The sequence below is a fragment of the Streptomyces amakusaensis genome, from assembly GCF_039532665.1.
Lineage (GTDB): Bacteria > Actinomycetota > Actinomycetes > Streptomycetales > Streptomycetaceae > Streptomyces > Streptomyces amakusaensis.
In genome coordinates this window covers 1-17,788 of record NZ_BAAASB010000045.1, presented here as the reverse complement: position 1 = coordinate 17,788, position 17,788 = coordinate 1, and the positions used below count along the sequence as shown (strand labels likewise).

The following is a 17,788-nucleotide window of genomic DNA, read 5'->3' as shown; positions in this document are numbered from 1 at the left end:
GAGGGGACTGGTCCGCTGGTGCCGGAGGGTACGGCGTCCTGGGTCTTCGACCCCGCGACCGAACCTGAGCCCGGCCTTGATCCCGGTGTGGTGGAGCGGGCCGGTCTGGACGATGTCGCGTACGTCATCTACACCTCCGGCTCCACGGGTCGTCCCAAGGGTGTGGTCGTGTCCCATCGCGGCCTGGGCAACCTCGTCGCCGCCCAGCGGGCACGGCTCGAAGTGGGAGCAGGCTCACGCCTTCTCCAGCTGGCCTCGCTGAGCTTCGACGCCTCGGTGTGGGAGCTGTGCATGGCCCTCCTGTCGGGTGCCGCGCTGGTGGTGGCCGACGCGGAGAGCCTCCCGCCGCACGGATCCCTCGAAGAGGTCACGGCCCGGTTCGGCGTCACGCACATGCTGGTGCCGCCGTCGCTGCTCGCACCCGTGCGGCAGCTGCCCGAGAGCGTCGTCAGTCTCGTCGTGGGCGGCGAGGCGTGCCCGCCGTCGCTGGTCGAGCGCTGGTCGTCCCGGCTGCGGCTGGTCAACGCCTACGGCCCGACCGAGGTCACCGTCATGGCGTCGCTGAGCGGGGCCCTGACGCCGGCGGGTGAGACCAGCCCCGTCTCGATCGGCGGGCCGCTGCTCAACACCAGGGCCTATGTGCTGGACGCGTTCCTCCAGCCGGTGCCGGTCGGGGTGGCGGGGGAGCTGTATGTGTCGGGTCCGGGGCTGGCGCGCGGCTATCTCGGCCGGCCGGGGCTGACGTCGGAGCGGTTCGTGGCGAGCCCGTTCGAGGTGGGTGTGCGGATGTATCGCACCGGGGACCTGGTGCGGTGGACGGCGGGTGGTGAGCTGGTCTTCGCGGGGCGTGCGGACGAGCAGGTGAAGATCCGCGGCTTCCGGGTGGAGCCGGGTGAGATCGAGTCGGTCCTCGCCGGGCACGAGAGCGTCGACCAGGCCGCCGTGATCGTCCGCGAGGACCGGCCCGGGACCAAGCGGCTCGTCGCCTACGCGGTGCCCCGGGCGGAGGCCGAGATCGATCCGCAGGCACTGCGGGAGTTCGCGGCCCAGCGGCTGCCCGACTACATGGTCCCGGCGGTCACGGTCGTCCTTGAGGCCCTCCCGGTCACCGCCAACGGCAAACTGAACCGGGCCGCGCTGCCCGCCCCCGACCTCGCGGTGGCGGGTGGCCGGGCGCCCCGGACGGCGACCGAGGAAGCGCTCTGCGGCCTCTTCGCCGAAGTCCTCGGACTCGAGAAGGTGGGAGCCGACGTCTCGTTCTTTGAACTGGGCGGCGACTCGCTGATCGCCATGAGGCTGATCGCCCTGATCCGCAATGTCCTCAACGCGGAGGTCAGCATCAGGGCGCTCATCGGCGCACCCACCGTGGAGGCGGTCGCCCAGTCGCTGACCGGCGGCTCCGGCGGGGACGACACCGGGCTGCTGCTGCCGATCAGGACGGAAGGCGACCAGCCGCCCGTGTTCTGCGTCCATCCGAGCACCGGACTGAGCTGGTCCTACACCGGGCTGGCCCAGCATCTCCCCGCCGACCGGCCCGTCTACGGCCTTCAGGCCCGTGGCTTCGCCGCCGGCGAGGAGACACCGGAGACCCTGGAGGAGATGGCGGCGGACTACGCCGACCGGATCCGCGGCGTCCAGCCCACCGGCCCGTACCACCTCCTCGGCTGGTCCTTCGGCGGGACCGTCGCCCAGGCGGTCGCGACCCGGCTCCAGGAGCAGGGCGAGGAAGTCGCCCTGCTGGTCAGCCTGGACGGCTACCCGGCCCCCGGCGGGGCCCCGGAGAACGCTCCGGCGGACTCCGCCGACGGCGCTCGGACGGCCCCGAGGAACACGGTCCGGATGCTTCGTGAGATTCACGAGGTGAACGCGCGCAATGTGCGACTCCTGCACGACTTCACACCCAGGGTCTACCGGGGCGACCTGATGCTCTTCATCGCCTCCGAAGGAAATCCGGCAATCGGGCAGCCGGCCGGGTCGCCGAACAGTTGGACACCCTATGTGGATGGGATCGTGGAGAGCGTCACGGTCAAGTCCGATCACGACGGAATGATGAAGCCGACGCCCCTCGCGGAGATCGGACGTCTGATTTCCGCACGACTCCAGGACAGGGGAGTGTAAATGGACGACAGAGTGGGTCCCGAAGAGGGCCGGAACACCGACCGTAAGAAGCAGTTGCGCATGGCCGTCGCGGTCGGCGTGGGCTCGGGCCTCTCCGTCGCCCTCGTGGTCGCGGGCCTGGCCTTCGCCTTCAACGCGGCCGACTCCTCCGACGGAAAGGGGACTTCCGCGGCCGGTTCCCCCTCTCCGTCGGACAAGGAGGCCGATGAGAAGTACGTCGCGAATCTGGCCTTCTCCAAGTGCCTCAGGGCACAGGGCGTGGAGAAATTCCCCCTGCCCGAGAGCAATGGCTCGATCAGACTTGAGGCATCCTCCGGGATAGACGTCAATACAAAGGAGTTCAAGAAGGCGGAGGAAACCTGCCGGAAGCAGGCCCCGCCTGTCGGACAGAAGCAGAGCAGGCCGCCGGACGCGCCAAAAATCGATGCTTCGAAATACGTCGCGTGCATGCGGGAGAACGGTCAGCCCGACTTCCCCGAGCCCGACGAGGGAGGCATGTTCATGGGCATCGACCTGGACACACCCGAGTACAAGGCGGCGCAGAAGGCGTGCGTGAAGCTCATGCCCGTGCTCGGCGGCCCGCCCGCGGCCAACTCCTGACCCGAGGGATCCGACGGATTCGACGGATTTGACGGATCCGACGACCCGATCGAGCCCCTGTCGGCCCCGGTCCGCCCCTCGGCGGACCGGGGCCCTTTTTATCACCCGAGCGGCCCACCGGGCCCTGCCGGCAGGGCCCGTGCCGCCGCGTCCCGATGGTCTCCAAGAGCGAAACCGTGCTGAAACCGGAGGCTCCGTAGAAAGGAACCCGAGGCGGAAGTCCAGGACCAAGCCATCGAGCGAACGCAGGCCATCGAGTCAATGGAGAATCACATGTCAGTCATTTGCCGCCGTGAGGCCGACCAGAGCGGGTCCGGCACGAGCAGGTCCGGCACGAGCCGACTGCGCCGGACCACCGCGATGGCCGTTCTGCTGACGTCCGTCACCCTGCTCGCCGGGGCCTGCGGAAGCGACGAGGGCAAGAAGTCCGAGGTGGCGTCCGTGCCCTCGGCCGGACAGTCCTCCGAGAGCACGGCCGACCAGTCCAGCAAGGCCGACCCGGTCGAGTACGCGAAGTGCATGCGCCAGAACGGTGTGGCGGACTTCCCGGACCCCCGCTCCGGCGGCGGTATCACCCTCCCCAAGGGCGTCGACCCGCAGTCCGACGCGTTCAAGAAGTCGGAGGAGGCCTGCAAGGAGTACCGGCCGAACAGGGGATCCGTCGATGTGCCCGGCGGAAACGAGTGGAGCAGCGACGACCAGGTCAAGTTCGCCCAGTGCATGCGTAAGAACGGTCTCTCCGACTTCCCCGACCCCGACGCCGAGGGCGGCGTGATCCTCGGCCAGGGCACCGGCGTCGACCCCAAGTCGGAGCAGTTCAAGAAGGCCGACGCGGCCTGCAAGCAGTACAAGCCGCAGGGCGCGCCCGGCGTCGAGGGCGGCAACTGACCATGGCCACCACAGAGATCCCCACGGAGGGGGCGCAGAGCGCCCCGCCACCCGAGGAGCCGGAGCGGCGGCCCGGCACGCGCCGACGCCACCGCGGCCGGACGGCGGCGGTCGTCGTCGCCCTGGTCGCGGCGGGCGGAGCGGGCGCGATATTCGCCAACCCGTTCGACTCCGCTCGGAGCCAGGACCCCGCCGCCAGCAGCCAGGACACCGCGACCAACACGGCCAAGGTGACCAAGGGAACGCTCTCCTCCCGTACCCAGCAGAACGGCACACTGGGCTACGCCGGCTCCTACGACGTGGTCAACAAGGCCAGCGGCACGGTCACCAGGGTGCCCGCCGTGGGCCAGGTGATCCGCCAGGGCAAGCCGCTGTACTGGGTGGACGGCGAGCCGGTGATCCTGCTGAAGGGTGCCAGGACACCGGTCTACCGGGCACTCGAGCGGGGGGACGAGGGCGAGGACGTCAAGCAGCTGAACGCGGCGCTCGTCGAACTCGGATACGCCACCGACGAGCAGATCGACCCCGACTCGGACTACTTCAGCCGCCAGACGCGCTGGGCCCTGAAGAAGCTCCAGGACGATGTGGGAGTCGAGGAGACCGGGAAGCTCAGCCTCGGCCAGGCTCTGTTCCTGCCCGTCGACGAGATCAGGGTGACCAGCGTCGACGCGGTGATCGGCGGTTCCGCCGCGCCGGGGAAGCCCATCATCCAGGGCTCCTCGACCGGCCGTCAGGTCACCGTCGAGCTGAACGCCTCCCAGCAGTCCGATGTGAAGGTCGGCGACAAGGTGACCATCACCATGCCCGACGACACATCGACCCCCGGAGTGGTCTCGTCCGTCGGCAAGGTCGCCAAACAGGGCGAGAACAAGACCACCATCGACGTCACCATCAAACCGACCAAGCCGAAGGTGACCGGCCGGCTCGACAAGGCGCCCGTCCAGGTCGCCATCGTCTCCGACACCGTCAAGGACGTGCTGTCCGTGCCCGTCGACGCGCTGCTGGCCCTCGCGGGCGGCGGCTACGCCGTTGAGGTGGTCAAGGCCGGCGGGACCGCCACCGAGCTGATCCCGGTGGAGACCCGGCTGTTCGACGGCAGCGCGGGCCGGGTCGAGGTGAGCGGCGACCGCCTCAGGGCCGGTCAGGATGTCGTGGTGCCGGGCTCATGACCGAGACGACCACCGAAGAGAGAACGGCCGGCCGCCGCCTCGCCGGCGAACCGGTCATGCAACTGGACCAGGTGACCAAGATCTACCCCGGGGTGTCGCCCGTGGTCGCCCTCGACAAGGCGACCTTCACCATCCACCGGGGCGAACTCGTCGCCATCGTCGGCCCGTCGGGCTCCGGCAAGTCGACCCTGCTCCAGGTCATGGGCAGTCTCGACCGCCCCAGCTCCGGCACGGTCCGCATCGTCGGCGACGACGTCGCCAAGATGTCGGACCGGGCCCTGGCGCGGCTCCGGTCCTCCCGCATCGGCTTTGTCTTCCAGCAGTTCTTCCTGGCCCAGCACGCCACCGCGCTGGAGAACGTCGCCGACGGAATGCTCTACTCCGGAGTCCGGCACCCGGCCCGGACCGAGGCCGCCACCATCGCCCTGACCAGGGTCGGACTCGGCCACCGGATCAAGCACCGCCCGGCGGAGCTGTCCGGCGGCGAACGCCAGCGCGTCGCGATCGCCCGCGCCCTCGTCGGCAACCCCGCGATCGTCCTCGCCGACGAACCCACCGGCAACCTCGACAGCGTCAACGGCGCGGCCATCTTCGACCTGCTCAGAGAGTTGAACGCGGAGGGCACCACCATCGTCGTGATCACTCACGACCGGGACCTCGCCACGCGGCTGCCCCGACGCATCGAAGTGCTCGACGGCCGCATCGTCACCGACACCGGCCCGGCCGACGGACCGGTGTCCACCGAAAGGCGCCCGACATGACCCTCACCGCCCCGCCCTCCGGCCGGATGCACCCGGCCGACGTGGCCAGGGTCGCCAGCGTCGGGTTGCGTACCCGGCGGATGAGGGCCGCGCTGTCGGCGCTGGGCATCGCCATCGGCGTCGCGGCGATGGTCGCCGTCCTCGGTCTGTCGGCCTCCTCGCAGGCCGGCCTCCTCGCCGAGATCGACAAACTGGGGACCAATCTGCTGAGGGTCGCCCCCGGACAGACCCTCAGCGGGGAGGACGCCAAACTCCCCCTCGAAGCACCGGCGATGATCGACCGGATCGGCCCCGTCGAGGATGTGCAGAGCACCGGGAACACCCAGGCGTCCGCCTACCGCAATCCGCACATCCCCAAGGCCAACACCAACGCGATCTCCGTCAACGCCACCAGCCTGGGACTGCCCGGAGCGGTGCGCGCCTCCGTCGCCCAGGGCCGATTCCTGAACAAGGCCACCGCCGAACAGCCGGTCGCCGTGCTCGGTGCGACCGCCGCCAAACGGCTCGGCATATCGAAGATCCACTCCGGGGCCCGTATCTGGGTCGGTGGACAGTGGTTCTACGTCGTCGGCATCCTCGACTCCGTACGTCTGACCCCCGAGGTCAACTCGGCGGTGCTGGTCGGCTGGCCGGCCGCGGAGAAGTACCTCGACTTCGACGGCCACCCGTCCACGGTCTACGTCCGGGCCGACACCGACCAGGTCACCGAGGTGCAGAAGGTGCTCGCCGCGACGGCCAACCCGGAGAAGGCCGAGGAGGTCAAGGTCAGCCAGCCCTCGGCCGCCCTCGAAGCCCGCGCCGCGACACAGTCCGCGCTCAACGGACTCTTCCTCGGACTCGGGGCGGTCGCCCTCCTCGTCGGAGGCATCGGAGTCGCCAACACCATGGTCATCTCGGTGCTGGAACGACGGTCCGAGATCGGGCTGCGGCGCGCCCTCGGCGCGACCAAGGGAAACATCCTGGTCCAGTTCCTCTCCGAGGCGGTGCTGCTCGCCGCGCTGGGAGGTGTGGCGGGAGTCGCCCTGGGCAGTCTCGCCACCGCCGTCTACGCCCAGATCAAGGGGTGGGAGACGGTGGTCCCGGTGCTCGCCTGGGGCGGCGGACTCGTCGCGGCCATCGCGATCGGCGCACTGGCGGGACTGCTGCCCGCACTCCGCGCCGCCCGGCTCCAGCCCACCGAGGCGCTGCGCATCGCATGACGCGACCGTGCCCGGCACGCGGCCGGCGGCGGCCGCGTGCCGGGCACTCGCACGCCGGGAAGAGCGTCGGGAAGAACGCGGAGGAACGCGGAGGAACACGGAGGAACACGGAGGAACGCGGGAGGAAGACATGTACCCGAACATCCCCCTCATGGCCCTGACGGCCGGCCTCCTGGTGATCACCGTCATGGTCGCCGCCCTCGTCCTGAGCGGGACGTCCGGCGGACCGCACGACCGGTCACCGGGCCGGCCCGCCAAGCGGCACGACCACCGCCCGGCTCTCGCGGGATTCCTCACCGAGACGGGAGAAGCCACCGTGCGCGCGATCCGAGGAGCGACCCAGGCCGACGGAAACGACCGGGACTCCATCCTGGAAGCGACGGCCGAACTCCTCGCCGAGGTCATGAACCGCAACGGACTCACCACCGACGACATCATCTCCGTCCTGTTCACCTCCACCCCCGACCTGACCGCCGAATTCCCCGCCTTCGCCGCGCGCAAGGCCGGATTCCACGAGGTGCCCCTGCTCTGCGCCGTCGAGATCGACGTCCCCGGGGCGCTCCCCAGGGTCGTACGGCTGATGGTGCACGCCGACACCGACCGGCCCCGCGCCGCGATCCAGCATGTGTATCTGCGGGGCGCGGCCCGGCTCCGCCAGGACATCGCGGGCTAGCCGCCCCGCCCCGGGCGCCGCTCCGCCGAACGGAGCAATCCCGCGGCGTCCGCCCGTCCGGCGCGCCCGCCGGACGCCCGGGCCCCGCGAAGAGCGACGCCCCCTCACCCGTACCGCCGGCGCGCCCGCCGGAGCCTCTTCCCCCTGCCCGGCCCCGCCCGCGCCGGAGTTGCGTGCCCACCCGTGCCGTGAGTCCGTTGATGACGTGCTGTGCCGGTTACGACTGTCAGGAGGAGGCATGCGCACCAAGCAGAACGGCCGCCCGGCCGACAAGCTGTCCGTGGTGTACTCGGTCCATGTCGTCGAAGGTGGCGAGCAGGGGTTCCTCGACGCCTACGAACGCATACGGAAGTCCGTCGCCGCCGTCCCCGGTCACCTCATCGACCGGCTGGGAGAACCCATCGACGACTCCCGGCAGTGGGTGATCAGCAGCGAATGGGAGACGCCCGAACACTTCTTCGCCTGGCAGCAGGGCGAGGACCACCGGGCGCTGCTGGAACCGCTGCGCGTCTGGGTCGACCAGACCCAGTCGCTGCGGTTCCGGATCATCCAGGAAACCGTGGGAGCCAAGCCATGACGCACCACACCGGCCCCGTCGCCGTACTCGGTCTCGGCTCGATGGGCACCGGCCTCGCCACCCGCCTTCTCGACCAGGGCGTCCAGGTCCGGGTCTGGAACCGCACGCCGGAACGGACCGGGCCGCTCGCCGCCGCCGGCGCGGTCGCCGCGGCCCACCCCGCCGCCGCCATCGAGGGCACCAGCGCGGCCATCTGCACCGTCGCCGACAGCGACGCGCTCGCCGCCGTGCTGCGCGGCCCCGATGGCATCCTCTCCGGCGGCCCGTACCCCGGCGCACTCGTCTGCGCCAGCACCGTCGCCCCCGAAGAGGTCGTCAAGCTCACCGGAGACCTGCACTCGGTGCTCGACGTCGGCATGCTCGGCAACCGCGAACACGCCCGCAACGGCGAACTGCGGCTCTTCGTCGGCGGCGAGGAACGCGTCTTCGCCGCCGGCCTCCCCCTGCTCGAACTGCTCGGCAAGGAAGTCGTCCATCTGGGCGAACTCGGCTCCGGCATGCGGATGAAACTGCTCCTCAACCTCCTCATGGGCATCGAGGTGCAGGCCATGGCCGAAGCGGTGGAACTGGCGGCGGCCTCCGGACTCGACCGGGCGCTGGTCCTCCGCGCGATCGCGGGCAGCGGCTTCGCCTCGCCCGTCATGGCCTTCAAGTCCAAGCGGCTGATCGCCGGACGCTTCGACGAGCCGGACTTCCGGCTGCGCCTGATGGCCAAGGACCTGCTGCTGGCATCGAGCCAGGCCGCCGCGGCCGGGCTGCGCCTCCCCCTGCTCGCCGCCGCCACCCAGACCCATGTCAGCGCCACCGAACAGGGCCACGGAGACGAGGACTGCGTCGCCGTCGCCCACGCGATCGCACCCGAACCGGGAACCCATCCATGATCATTGACATCCATGGCCATCTGTCCCCGCCGGAGGCCGCCCGGCGCTTCCCGATGCCCCCCAGCCTCACCGACGTCGACGGAATGCTCGCCGCCCGCGCCAAGGCCGGCATCGACCTCACCATCATCGGCAGCCCGGTCGGGGCCGGCGCGATGGCCCGCGTCCCCGGCGTCGACAACTACCGCCAGCCCAGGGACCGGCTGCGCGGCTTCCACGCCTGGATGTCCGGCCTCATCAAGACCTTCCCCGACCAGCTCCGCGGCTATGTGTACGCCAACCCCTTCGGCGACGACGACCATCTCGAAGGCGTACGGGAGACCCTCGCGGACCCCGCCTTCGTCGGCCTGATCACCACCTCCAGCGTCCACGGCGAACTCCTCGGCTCACCGAAGGCCGACTCCTTCTTCGCGCTCGCCGCCGAGGTCGGCAAACCGGTCCTGGTGCACGCCCCGGCCGAGCCGATCGGCACGGAACGCGTCGACGACCTCGGATTCGTCGAACAGATCGGCCGCTTCGGCGACCTCACCACCGGCCTGGCCATGATCGCCTTCGCGGGCTGGCTGGACAAATACCCCGGTCTCCGGCTCATCGGCGCGACCGGCGGCGGCGCGCTCGCCCTGCTGCCCGAGCGCCTCCAGACCGCGGCCCGCCCCCGGCACTGGGGAGGACCGCCCGGACAGGGGCCACAGGGCCGGCGTCCACCGGGCCAGGCCCCGCCCGGACAGGCCGAAGCGCCGCCTCCCGCCGACCCGGCGGCGGCCCTGAGCCGGCTCTATGTCGACACCAGCACCTTCAGCCCGGCCCATCTGGGGCTCAACGCCGAGGTGCTCGGCCCGGAGCGGATGCTCTTCGGCACCGACTCGCCGCCGATGAGCGTGCCCCTGGAGGAGTTCATCCGCCTGATCGAGAAACTGCCGCTCGACAAGGCCTCCCAGCAGCTCATCCTCGGCGGCAACGCCGAGGCCGTCTTCGACCTCAGGAGCCGTCCGTGACCAGCGTCGACGACCCGGCCACCGCGGCCGAGCAGTGCACCCCGGCCTTCCGGCGCGACCCCTACCCGGTCTACGCACTCCTCAGGGAGACCGCGCCGGTCTGCCCGATCCGCCCCCGGCACGGCATCGAGACCTATCTGATCACCCGTTACGAGGACGCCAGGGCCGCCCTCTCCGACCCCCGGCTGAGCAAGGACATGTACGGCGCGATGGACTCCTACCGGAGAATCTTCGGAGACTCCTCCGTGGCGCTCGACGACCACATGCTCAACTCCGATCCCCCCAAACACACCCGGCTGCGCAAACTGGTCAGCTCCGGCTTCACCCCCCGCCGGGTGGAGGCGCTCCGCCCGCACATCCAGAACGTGGTGAACACCCTGCTGGACGAGGCCCCGACCCGGGAGCCGGTCGATCTGCTCGCCGTGTTCGCCTTCCCGCTGCCCATCATCGTGATCTGCGAACTCCTCGGCGTGCCGGAGGCGGACCGGGCCAAGGTCCAGGGCTGGTCCACGACGGTGGCCCAGACCGGCTTCAGCAAGGAGTCGAAACTGGCCCAGCAGCGCGCGGAGGAGAGCCTGTACGCGTACTTCTCGGAGGTCATCGGCGACAAGAGGGAACGCCCCGGCGAGGATCTGCTGAGCGCGCTCATCGAGGCCAGGGACGAGAGCGGCACCCTCACCGAGCACGAAATGATCTCCACCGCCTTTCTGCTGATGTTCGCCGGCCACAAGACGACCGCCTACCTCATCGGCAACGCCGTCCACCAACTGCTCACCCACCCCGACCAGCTCCGCGCGGTACGGGAGGACCCCGAGCTGATCGGACCGGCGGTCGAGGAACTGCTGCGCTACGACGGCTCGGTCGAGACCGCCACCTTCCGTTACGCGACCGAGGACCTCGACATCGCCGGGACCCGGATCCCTCGGGGCGCCCTGGTGCAGATCGCGCTCAACTCGGCCAACCGCGACCCGCTCAAGTTCGACGCCCCCGACCGCTTCGACGTCACCAGGCCCGGAAACGCGCAGAGCGCACACCTCGGTTTCGGCCACGGCATCCACTACTGCCTGGGAGCCTCCCTGGCCCGGCTGGAGACCCGGATCGCGCTCACCGCGCTCTTCGAACGCTTTCCGGAAATCGCGCCGGCCGACCCCGCCCGCGAGGCGAGTTGGCTGGAAGTGCCCTTTCCCGCCTTCCGGGGTCTCACCGAACTGCCCGTCGTCCTCGACCCGGGCCCCTGACCGCCCCCGCCGAGCCGGCCCGCCGACGCCGGGCCGTGCTGCGGCGGCCGGTCAGCGCCGCCGCAGCAGCGGCTCGAACGGGTTCGGCGTCAGCCCGGTCCAGCGGTGCAGCACCGCCCGTCCGGTCCGCAGAGTCACCCCGTCCGATTCGGCGGTGCCCGCCTCGGCGACGTAGAAGCGGCCGTCGTCGAGGGAGACCAGCCCGTACTGCCCGGCCGACTGATACCCGTACACATCGGATTCCTCGTCGTGCAGCCCCCGGGGCGCGAGGGTGAGCATCCGTCCCACCTCGGGGCTCGCCTGACCGCGCACCAGCCCCCAGCGGGTGCGCTCCGAGCCGTCGATCACGAAGAGGGAGTAGTTGGGGAACGTCTTCTTCTTCCCCTTGTAGACGGCCATCCGCCAGTCGCCGCTGTGCGCGTCGTACTCCAGATTCTGCACACCGTAGGTGGTGTTGCCGGTGTACACGAAGAACTTCCCGTCGGGGCGCGCCGGGCCGCTGGTGTGCGGATCGCTCTCGCTGAGCGGTTTCTCGTACCGCTTCCAGAACCGCACGTCGTACTGGAGCAGCACCTGGTGGTCGTTGTCCGTGCGGCTGGTGTTCGAGTAGACGCCGTACGCGACGGTGAGCCGGGGCCTGCGCGGCGGATCCAGGCCGGGGCCGAAGGAGACGCCGTCGATGCCGCTGCACCCGTACCGGTGGTCGGGGGTGTTCGCGGTGTTGCCGTCGAAGACGCCGTCGCCGTTCATGTCGGCCGTGTAGTCCTTCACGACCTCCTTCAGATGGACGGTGGAGACCACTCCGGTGGAGTGCGCGTCCATGTTCATCCGGGTGATGCGGTCCCCGTCGAAGATCGCGATGTAGAACGCCTGCGCGGACTTGTACTCCAGCGAGCCGTAGACCCGGCCGTCGTCCTTGTTGAAGTCGAGGTCCCCCAGATGCCCGGTGAAGCCCGTGACCGAGCCGACCGGCCTGCCCCGCAGATCGGTCTTGACCAGCAGATCGGTGAACGAGAAGTACATGAAACCGCCGTCCCGGTCCAGGGCCGTGCCCTGGAGGTGGCCGGAGCGCCACTTCCCGCCGTCGACGGCGGCGGGCACCGGGGGCGGGCCGGCCGCCGGGACGGCCCGCGCCGTGCCCCCGCCCGCCACGGCGGCCGACACGACGACGGCGGAGACGGAGAGGGACAGGGCCGCAAGCCGGGCGTGTGCGTTTCTTCGCATGGATTCCTCCGACAGCCTGATCCTGGGGTCTGAAGGGTTCTGTGGCTCTGCAGTGGTGATGCCCCGCGCCGGTGCACGGGAGACCACCGCCGGGTGAACCCGGCGTGTATCCGGCGTACGACGACCGTGCCACGGCGCGGGCCGACCCGCCGGGCACACCGGGGCGCTCCGGCGGGTCGTGTTAGCGTGTGGATCACGCAGAGCGACCGGATCCGGCCGCCGAGACACAGGGGCGAACGGAATCCTCATGAGTATTTGGACCACCCGTCCCGAGCGTCCCGGGGACGCCGAGGCGGTCCACGCGATCAACGCGGCAGCCTTCCCGACCCCCGCCGAAGCCGATCTGGTGGATGCCCTGCGCGCCGACGCGGAAGCGTGGATCGACGGGCTGTCCCTGGTGACCGAGGCCCCCGACGGCACCCTTGTCGCGCACGCCCTGCTCACTCGCTGTCATGTCGACGGCCACCCGGCGCTCGCCCTCGCCCCCTGCGCGGCTCTCCCCGCCCAGCAGCGCCGGGGCGCGGCCTCCGCCGCGATCCGCGCGGCGCTCGAAGCGGCCCGGCAGCAGGGGGAGAGCCTGGTGCTGGTCCTCGGGCACGCCGACTACTACCCCCGGTTCGGCTTCGAGCCGGCCTCCCGCTGGGGGATCCGTGCGCCGTTCGAGGTCCCCGACGAGGCGATGATGGCCCTCGTCCTGGATTCGGACCAGCCGGTTCCGTCCGGGGTCATCCGGTACGCCGCCGCCTTCGGCGTCTGAGGCCCGGCCGGCTCTGCCCGGTTCCGGGCGGAGTCAGGCCCGGCGGACGGCGCGCGCCTCGCGCAGCTCCCGCCGGGCCGCGGTGATCAGTCTCTCGCTGCTGTCGAAGGCCTCCTGAAGGCCCGCCGCCGGAGTGGTGTTCGCCTTCTGGTGCAGCACCACCCCGAGGATCAGACCGCCGCCATGGCCGTCGCCGGTCTCCGCGGCCCACATCAGCGCACCGCCCGCCGGGGTGCTCGACCCGGTCTTCACACCCACCACCCCCGAGGTCCCCAGCAGCTTGTTGGTGTTGACGACCGTCCCGGTGCCGCCGCCGACGGTGACCTCGCGGGTGGCGACGATCGACCGGAAGACCTCGTCGCGCATCACCGCCTCGGCGAGCCGCAGCTGATCGGCCGCCGTGCTCCTGGTGGACGCCTCAAGACCGCTCGGGCCGGTGTACGTGGTACGGCTCATCCCCAGCTCCTTCGCGGCCCGGTTCATCTTCGCCACGAAGGCCTCCTCCGTGCCGGAGTGCCAGCGCGCCAGAAGCCGGGCCGCGTTGTTGCCCGACGGCAGCAGCAGCAGTTCCAGCAGCTGCCGCTGGGTCAGCTCCTGCCCCGCCGAGATCCGCACGGTCGACTCGTGGAGGGAGTGGGACTCGTCCGAGGCCCGCTGGTCGACGGTGACCCGGGGCCCGGACTCGCCCTGCCGGAGCGGACGGTCGCGGAGGACGACGTACGCGGTCATCACCTTGGTGACGCTGGCGATCGGCACCGGCTTCTGCTCACCGCTGGTCCCCAGGACCCCCAGCCCGGTGACCGCGACACCCGCCTGGCCGTCCTTCGGCCACGGCAGCCGCATGGTCCCGCCGGTCTCCGTCACGGTGACGGCGGCCGACTCCTCCCGTCCCGCCCCGAGGAGTGCCGCCCCGCCGCCGAGCACCGCAAGGGCCAGCCCGGCGGCAGCGCCCCGCAGCAGCCGACGGCGTCCCGGCGACGGTGACGGCGGTGCGACGGCGACAGTCACCGGCCGTCGCTCGGCGGACGGAGCTGGACCGGGCTGGACGTGCATGGATACCTCCGGGGGAGACGGACGCGCCGGGCGGCGCAGCTCCATCACCCTCCGGTGCCGACGTCTTCACCGGCCCGAGGCCGGTCACCGGCCGGCGCTCAGTCGTGTATCGGCTCCGTATCGGCGGGCAGCCGCAGCACGGCGACCGCCCCGCCGTCCGGCGCGTTGGAGAGCCGCAGCACCGCGCCGATCACCCGGGCCTGCCCCAGGGCGATGGTCAGCCCCAGACCGTGACCGTGACCGCGTTCGGCGCTGCCGGTGCGGAACCGCTGCGGCCCCGACTCCAGCAGCGCGGCGGGGAAGCCCGGCCCGTGGTCGCGTACGACGACGGTGAGACCGTCCACCCGCACCTCGACCGGACCACGGCCGTGCCGGTGCGCGTTGACGACCAGATTGGAGATGATCCGGTCCAGCCGGCGCGGATCGGTCTGTGTCTCGGCGTTCTCCATGACCGTGGTACTCGCCCGCAGCCCGGTGCGCGCCACGGACGCCTCGACCACACTGCCCACGGGCACCCGTCGCGGATCCGCCGCCTCCGCCCCGGCGTCCAGCCGGGAGATCTCCAGCAGATCCTCGACCAGCCCGCGCAGCACCCGCACCCGGTCGCGCACCAGTTCGGTGGCCTCGCCGTCCGCCAGCAGACCGGTGGAGGTGACCAGCCCCATCAGCGGGGTACGCAGCTCGTGCGCGACATCGGCGGTGAACCGCTGCTCGGTCAGCAGCCGCTCCTGGAGCGCGGCGGCCATCGAGTCGACGGCCCGGGAGATGTCGGCGATCTCGTCGCCGCCCCGGTCGCGCGCGCCGGTCCTGGCGTCCAGATCGCCGCCGGCGATGGCCCGCGCGGTGACCGTGACCCGCCGCAGCCGCCGGTTGAGCACCTCGGTGATCAGCACGGAGAGCGGTACGACCACCAGCAGCGCCGCCACCACCGCCTGGACGAGGCTGCGGTCCAGGGCCGCGAGGCTGCGCTCCTCGGCGCCCCTCTCGAATCTGACGGCCACCGCTCCGTCGCCCAGGCGTTCGGCCGCCCACATCCACGGCTCGCCGGGGCGACGGGTGTCGTACCAGGTGACGGGCGTGTCCGAGAGGGCGACGCGCCGCCGCAGCTCCTCGGGCAGCTCATCGAGGGAGGGGACGTCGGCGAGCCCCGCCGCCCGGTGCTCCCGGACCACCGTCGCCAGCTCGGTGAGGGCGATGGAGCGCGCCTCGGACTGAAGCCGCTGGACGGTGGTCAAGTGCACCAGCCCGCCCACGACCAGCGCCACCGAGCAGGACGCGGCGACGACGAGCGCGGTGATCTTCCAGCGCAGCGACCGCCAGTTCAGCAGCGCGCGCACCGCCCGCAGGATCCGTGCGCCCGCCGTCCCGGCCGAGCCGCTCCGTCCCACGTCAGCGCCGCAGCTTGTAGCCGAAGCCGCGGACCGTCTCGATGCGGTCGCCGCCGATCTTCTTGCGCAGCCGCTGCACACAGAGGTCGACCACCCGGCTGTCGCCGTCCCAGCCGTAGTCCCACACCTCGCGCAGCAGCGTCTGGCGGTCGAGCACGATGCCGGGGTACGCCGCGAACTGGAGCAGCAGCCGCAGTTCGGTGGGGGCGAGAGCGATCCGGACCCCGTCCCGGAACACCTCCAGACCGTTGGTGTCGACGGTCAGATCGCCGAAGACGAGCCGGTCGCCGGGCGGCCGGGCGCCGGGCCCGCCGGCGGGGGAGTCCGCGGCGCTCTCCGGGCCGGGAGTGAAGGTGGCCCGGCGCAGGAGTGAACGGATTCTGGCCACCAGGACCGGGGTGTCGACCGGCTTGACGACATAGTCGTCCGCACCGGCCTCCAGACCCGCGACCACATCGAGCGAGTCGCCCCGCGCGGACATCATGAGAATGGGGGTGAGGCTCGACTCACGGATCTTCCGGCAGAGGCCGATGCCGTCCAGCTCCGGCAGCATCACATCGAGAAGCAGCAGGTCGGGACCTTGTTCCCGGAAGAGTTCGAGCCCGGTCAGCCCGTCGGCCGCCGCATGCACCGTGTAGCCGTAGCGCTCCAGCGCCATGGTGACCGAGGTACGGATCACCTCGTCGTCCTCGACCAGCAGAACGGTGGCGGAGCCGGATGACGGACCGCCACCGACCTTAAAACCGGGCATTTCTCACCATTTCGGATATGTATTGCTTGTGGCCGCCTTCCGCAGGGGCGTGCCGCCCGGGGGTGCCGGTCTCCCATGATGCCCTGTGGCCCGGGGCGGGCGGTCCACGCGCCGCCGGGAGCGACGCGTGGACCTGGGGCGGAGGTCCGGGGAGACCTCGCGGGGTGGTCTCCACTCTGCGTGAGCCGCATCTCGGCGAAGGCAAGATCATGCCTCGGCCGGAAGGCGACTGTGTATCGGCTGTGTATCGGCCCGCCGCCCGCCGGGCCCGTGCGCCCCCGGGCCGGGCCGCCGCCGAGTCCGGCCGGATATCACCGGGGATACCCGTGCCGATGCCGGGACCGGCCCGGGACTTCCGTACAGTGCGCAGACACGACGTGCCGCCTGGTCCGTCAACTGGCCGCCGTGACAGACTACTTAGCGCATTGGCCCGTTCGGTACACGGCGCGGGTGGGGATCGCGGCAGCAGGGAAATCGAACGGAGGGTCCTCGATGACGGACACCGGTGACGGCTTTGGTGCCATCGACACCAGCAAGCCTCATCCGGCTCGGATGTACGACTACTACCTCGGCGGGAAGGACAGTTACCCCGTCGACTGGGAAGCCGCCGAGAAGGTGATCTCACTCTTTCCGTCCGTCAAGACCATGGCGCGGGTCAATCGCGCGTTCATGCGGCGGGCCTCCCAACTGCTCGCCGAACGGGGCGTGCGGCAGTTCCTCGACATAGGGACCGGGATTCCCACCGAGCCCAATCTCCACCAGGTGGTCCAGAAGCCGATCCCGGACGCCCGCGTGGTGTACGTGGACAACGACCCCATCGTGCTCCGTCACGCCGAGGCACTGCTCCGGGGCACGGCCGAGGGGCGCACCGAGTATCTCCAGGCGGACGTCCGCGAGGTCGAGAAGATCCTTGAGGGCGCGCAGCAGATACTGGACTTCCGCAAGCCGGTGGCGCTCTCGCTGATCGCGCTGCTCCACTTCATCACCGACGAGCACGATCCCCGGGACGTGGTCCGGCGGCTCATGGAGCCGATGGCCCCCGGGAGCTGTCTGGTGCTGTCCCATGTGACGGGCGAGTTCGACCCGAGGACCTGGGAGCGTGTCGTGCAGATCTACGAGGAGAACGGCATTCCCGCGCAGGCGAGGTCGGGGGAGGAGCTGGCCACCTTCTTCGAGGGGATGGAGCTGGTCGATCCGGGCGTCCAGCTCGCCGACCGCTGGCGTCCGGAACCGGGCGCGGAGCCCGTCGAGGCGCTGCTCGCCCCCATCTACGGGGGAGTCGCCCGCAAGATCTGATCAGGCCGGGTGTCCGGGACACCGGGACAGCGCGAGGCCCTGCGGCGAGGAGTGCGCCGCAGGGCCTTCCGCGTGACCGGTCGTTCCGTCCCGGTCTCAGTTCTTGCGGTGGTTGATGTCTTCGGTGAGTTGGGGCAGGACGGTGAAGAGGTCTCCGACGACGCCGTAGTCGGCGAGGTCGAAGATCGGGGCCTCGGGATCCTTGTTCACCGCGACGATGGTC

At 71.0% G+C, this 17,788-nt stretch carries 17 protein-coding genes and 1 pseudogene; 13 read left to right on the top strand and 5 right to left on the bottom strand.

Annotated features, from left to right (window positions below):
• The 11 genes from ABD371_RS35355 to ABD371_RS35305 all read left to right on the top strand — a co-directional run.
• Nucleotides 1-2,118: amino acid adenylation domain-containing protein (locus tag ABD371_RS35355; protein WP_344486737.1), on the top strand; the 2,118-nt coding region annotated here is incomplete at its 5' end.
• Nucleotides 2,119-2,718, top strand: a complete 600-nt coding sequence (locus ABD371_RS35350; RefSeq protein ID WP_344486734.1) for a hypothetical protein — start codon at nt 2,119-2,121, stop codon at nt 2,716-2,718. It abuts the gene before it with no gap.
• A 273-nt stretch (nt 2,719-2,991) separates the two neighbouring features.
• Complete coding sequence (locus ABD371_RS35345) at nt 2,992-3,606, top strand: hypothetical protein (RefSeq protein ID WP_344486731.1); 615 nt, start codon at nt 2,992-2,994, stop codon at nt 3,604-3,606.
• A gap of 2 nt (nt 3,607-3,608) precedes the next feature.
• The gene (locus tag ABD371_RS35340; RefSeq protein ID WP_344486728.1) at nt 3,609-4,775 is read left to right on the top strand and encodes an efflux RND transporter periplasmic adaptor subunit; all 1,167 of its coding nucleotides are present in this window, start codon (nt 3,609-3,611) and stop codon (nt 4,773-4,775) included.
• Nucleotides 4,772-5,536, top strand: a complete 765-nt coding sequence (locus ABD371_RS35335) for an ABC transporter ATP-binding protein (protein WP_344486724.1) — start codon at nt 4,772-4,774, stop codon at nt 5,534-5,536. Before ABD371_RS35340 ends, ABD371_RS35335 begins: the two co-directional genes overlap by 4 nt.
• A complete protein-coding gene (locus ABD371_RS35330) occupies nt 5,533-6,735 on the top strand; it encodes an ABC transporter permease (RefSeq protein ID WP_344486722.1) in 1,203 nt (400 codons plus the stop codon). The genes ABD371_RS35335 and ABD371_RS35330 overlap by 4 nt, the downstream gene beginning before the upstream one ends.
• A gap of 130 nt (nt 6,736-6,865) precedes the next feature.
• Nucleotides 6,866-7,408 carry a chorismate mutase gene (gene aroH / locus ABD371_RS35325; RefSeq protein ID WP_381735625.1) on the top strand — a complete coding sequence of 181 codons (543 nt, stop codon included), beginning with the start codon at nt 6,866-6,868 and terminating at the stop codon, nt 7,406-7,408.
• 238 nt (nt 7,409-7,646) lie between these two features.
• Nucleotides 7,647-7,985, top strand: coding sequence for an antibiotic biosynthesis monooxygenase family protein (locus ABD371_RS35320; protein ID WP_344486719.1), 339 nt, complete (start codon nt 7,647-7,649; stop codon nt 7,983-7,985).
• Complete coding sequence (locus tag ABD371_RS35315; RefSeq protein ID WP_344486716.1) at nt 7,982-8,866, top strand: NAD(P)-dependent oxidoreductase; 885 nt, start codon at nt 7,982-7,984, stop codon at nt 8,864-8,866. The genes ABD371_RS35320 and ABD371_RS35315 overlap by 4 nt, the downstream gene beginning before the upstream one ends.
• On the top strand, nt 8,863-9,858 hold the full coding sequence (locus tag ABD371_RS35310; RefSeq protein ID WP_344486713.1) for an amidohydrolase family protein: 996 nt from the start codon (nt 8,863-8,865) through the stop codon (nt 9,856-9,858). The genes ABD371_RS35315 and ABD371_RS35310 overlap by 4 nt, the downstream gene beginning before the upstream one ends.
• The gene (locus tag ABD371_RS35305) at nt 9,855-11,096 is read left to right on the top strand and encodes a cytochrome P450 family protein (protein ID WP_344486710.1); all 1,242 of its coding nucleotides are present in this window, start codon (nt 9,855-9,857) and stop codon (nt 11,094-11,096) included. The genes ABD371_RS35310 and ABD371_RS35305 overlap by 4 nt, the downstream gene beginning before the upstream one ends.
• Before the next feature lie 51 nt (nt 11,097-11,147).
• On the opposite strand, the gene ABD371_RS35300 is transcribed toward ABD371_RS35305, so the two are convergent.
• Nucleotides 11,148-12,320, bottom strand: a complete 1,173-nt coding sequence (locus ABD371_RS35300) for a hypothetical protein (RefSeq protein WP_344486707.1) — start codon at nt 12,318-12,320, stop codon at nt 11,148-11,150.
• Between the two features lie 247 nt (nt 12,321-12,567).
• Between ABD371_RS35300 and ABD371_RS35295 the strand changes: the two genes are divergently transcribed.
• On the top strand, nt 12,568-13,077 hold the full coding sequence (locus ABD371_RS35295) for a GNAT family N-acetyltransferase (protein ID WP_344486705.1): 510 nt from the start codon (nt 12,568-12,570) through the stop codon (nt 13,075-13,077).
• A gap of 33 nt (nt 13,078-13,110) precedes the next feature.
• On the opposite strand, the gene ABD371_RS35290 is transcribed toward ABD371_RS35295, so the two are convergent.
• The 3 genes from ABD371_RS35290 to cseB all read right to left on the bottom strand — a co-directional run bounded on the left by ABD371_RS35290 (nt 13,111) and on the right by cseB (nt 16,269).
• Nucleotides 13,111-14,085: a D-alanyl-D-alanine carboxypeptidase family protein gene (locus tag ABD371_RS35290; protein WP_344486702.1), complete on the bottom strand. Its 975-nt coding sequence runs from the start codon at nt 14,083-14,085 to the stop codon at nt 13,111-13,113.
• 143 nt (nt 14,086-14,228) lie between these two features.
• A complete protein-coding gene (locus tag ABD371_RS35285) occupies nt 14,229-15,476 on the bottom strand; it encodes a sensor histidine kinase (protein ID WP_344486740.1) in 1,248 nt (415 codons plus the stop codon).
• A 43-nt stretch (nt 15,477-15,519) separates the two neighbouring features.
• A complete protein-coding gene (cseB, locus tag ABD371_RS35280; protein ID WP_344486699.1) occupies nt 15,520-16,269 on the bottom strand; it encodes a two-component system response regulator CseB in 750 nt (249 codons plus the stop codon).
• Nucleotides 16,270-16,761: 492 nt separating this feature from the next.
• Between cseB and ABD371_RS35275 the strand changes: the two genes are divergently transcribed.
• Nucleotides 16,762-17,565, top strand: a complete 804-nt coding sequence (locus ABD371_RS35275; protein ID WP_344486697.1) for an SAM-dependent methyltransferase — start codon at nt 16,762-16,764, stop codon at nt 17,563-17,565.
• Nucleotides 17,566-17,661: 96 nt separating this feature from the next.
• Here ABD371_RS35275 and ABD371_RS35270 read toward each other — a convergent pair.
• Nucleotides 17,662-17,788 (bottom strand): annotated as a pseudogene (locus ABD371_RS35270) (electron transfer flavoprotein subunit alpha/FixB family protein); the annotation flags it as partial.

Bases quoted from the DNA above. Each gene is read 5' to 3' on its own strand.
- ABD371_RS35315 (WP_344486716.1), top strand. From the start codon at position 7,982: ATGACGCACCACACCGGCCCCGTCGCCGTACTCGGTCTCGGCTCGATG.
- ABD371_RS35330 (WP_344486722.1), top strand. From the start codon at position 5,533: ATGACCCTCACCGCCCCGCCCTCCGGCCGGATGCACCCGGCCGACGTG.
- ABD371_RS35275 (WP_344486697.1), top strand. From the start codon at position 16,762: ATGACGGACACCGGTGACGGCTTTGGTGCCATCGACACCAGCAAGCCT.
- ABD371_RS35345 (WP_344486731.1), top strand. From the start codon at position 2,992: ATGTCAGTCATTTGCCGCCGTGAGGCCGACCAGAGCGGGTCCGGCACG.
- aroH (WP_381735625.1), top strand. From the start codon at position 6,866: ATGTACCCGAACATCCCCCTCATGGCCCTGACGGCCGGCCTCCTGGTG.
- ABD371_RS35310 (WP_344486713.1), top strand. From the start codon at position 8,863: ATGATCATTGACATCCATGGCCATCTGTCCCCGCCGGAGGCCGCCCGG.
- cseB (WP_344486699.1), bottom strand. From the start codon at position 16,269: ATGCCCGGTTTTAAGGTCGGTGGCGGTCCGTCATCCGGCTCCGCCACC.
- ABD371_RS35295 (WP_344486705.1), top strand. From the start codon at position 12,568: ATGAGTATTTGGACCACCCGTCCCGAGCGTCCCGGGGACGCCGAGGCG.
- ABD371_RS35335 (WP_344486724.1), top strand. From the start codon at position 4,772: ATGACCGAGACGACCACCGAAGAGAGAACGGCCGGCCGCCGCCTCGCC.
- ABD371_RS35340 (WP_344486728.1), top strand. From the start codon at position 3,609: ATGGCCACCACAGAGATCCCCACGGAGGGGGCGCAGAGCGCCCCGCCA.
- ABD371_RS35350 (WP_344486734.1), top strand. From the start codon at position 2,119: ATGGACGACAGAGTGGGTCCCGAAGAGGGCCGGAACACCGACCGTAAG.
- ABD371_RS35320 (WP_344486719.1), top strand. From the start codon at position 7,647: ATGCGCACCAAGCAGAACGGCCGCCCGGCCGACAAGCTGTCCGTGGTG.
- ABD371_RS35300 (WP_344486707.1), bottom strand. From the start codon at position 12,320: ATGCGAAGAAACGCACACGCCCGGCTTGCGGCCCTGTCCCTCTCCGTC.